Genomic DNA, 1150 nt, shown 5'->3' on the forward strand with positions numbered 1-1150 from the left:
TACTGAGGCTTTCAGGGTGGAGTCGGTGGGGTGAGTCGCAGGCCGGTGCCGGCCAGGCATCCGTCGATAAGGGCGGGTCGAAGTTGGATGTGCCGTAGTCCGCGTCGGAGGGTGCGGGTGAGATGATCCGGATCGGTGAACGCGCTGTTCGCCGTCGGGCCGCGACGCAGGAGTGACCAGATGCCCTCGACCGGATTGAGGTCCGGTGCATATGAGGGCAGTTGGAAGACGGTGAGCCAGTCGTGCTTCGCCGCGTACTGCTTCATGCCGACGGCCAGGTGAGTGTTGAGATTGTCCCAGACCAGGACGATCGGGCCGCCGAGCTGAATATGTGCCCGGACGGCGAGGTCGCGGTAGTCGGTCCAGGCGAAGCTCTTGCGGGCTCCCTTGAGCGGCATGTGGAAGCGGGGCCGGTAGATCATCCTGCTCTGCTCGCCGGGCTTGTAGCAGCACAGCGCGGCCACCGAGATCCTGCGCCGGGAACGTCCCCGGACCCGGACCACGGGCGTGTGCCCGCGCCGGCCCCAGGTGCGGGCGCGCGGCGGCGTCATCGCGAATCCTGCCTCGTCCTCGAAGACGACCCAGGCCCCGAGCGCCGCCGCGGTGCTTTTACCCGCGGCCACACCTCCTGCTTCCACAGCTCCACCGCGCGCTCGTCCCGCTCGAGTGCCCGGCGGGCCGGGGCCTGCCAGGACCAGCCGTGTCGCTTCAGCAACCGCCACACGGTCGCGATCGACAGTCGCATCCGGAACCGTCGGCCGATCACCGCCTGGACGCGGACCAGCGTCCAGCGCTGGTCCTCGAAGCCATGGGCGGCCGGCCCCTTGCCCAACTCCGTCTCCAACTCGGCGAACTGGGCTGCCGACAACTTCGGCACGCTCGCCGGACCCGCCGAGCGCAGGGCATCCGAACCGCCCTCACGCCAGGCCCGCCGCCAACGCTCCACCGACCGCTCGCTCACCCGCAGCTCACGGGCGATCACCGACGTCTTCTCGCCCGCCTCGAACCGAACCCCGGCCTCCAGCCGCACCTGTTCACGAAACGCCCGCCGCTCAGCGGTCAGGCCCCCACCCTGCGCATACCGCATACCACCGGCATACCGCAGGGATCACTACCTGTCACCACCGACAACAGAACGAAAACCTCAGTA

1 protein-coding gene is annotated in these 1150 nt (G+C 69.0%); it reads right to left on the bottom strand.

The window, feature by feature from the left end:
- Window positions 1-11 precede the first annotated feature (11 nt).
- A protein-coding gene (locus IF01_RS51870) for an IS630 family transposase (RefSeq protein WP_445972092.1) occupies window positions 12-1087 on the bottom strand; the annotation gives its coding sequence in 2 pieces (ribosomal slippage) (window positions 12-638 and window positions 641-1087; 1074 coding nt in all).
- Between the last annotated feature and the right edge of the window lie 63 nt (window positions 1088-1150).

The organism is Kitasatospora purpeofusca, assembly GCF_000718025.1.
Classification (GTDB): domain Bacteria; phylum Actinomycetota; class Actinomycetes; order Streptomycetales; family Streptomycetaceae; genus Kitasatospora; species Kitasatospora purpeofusca.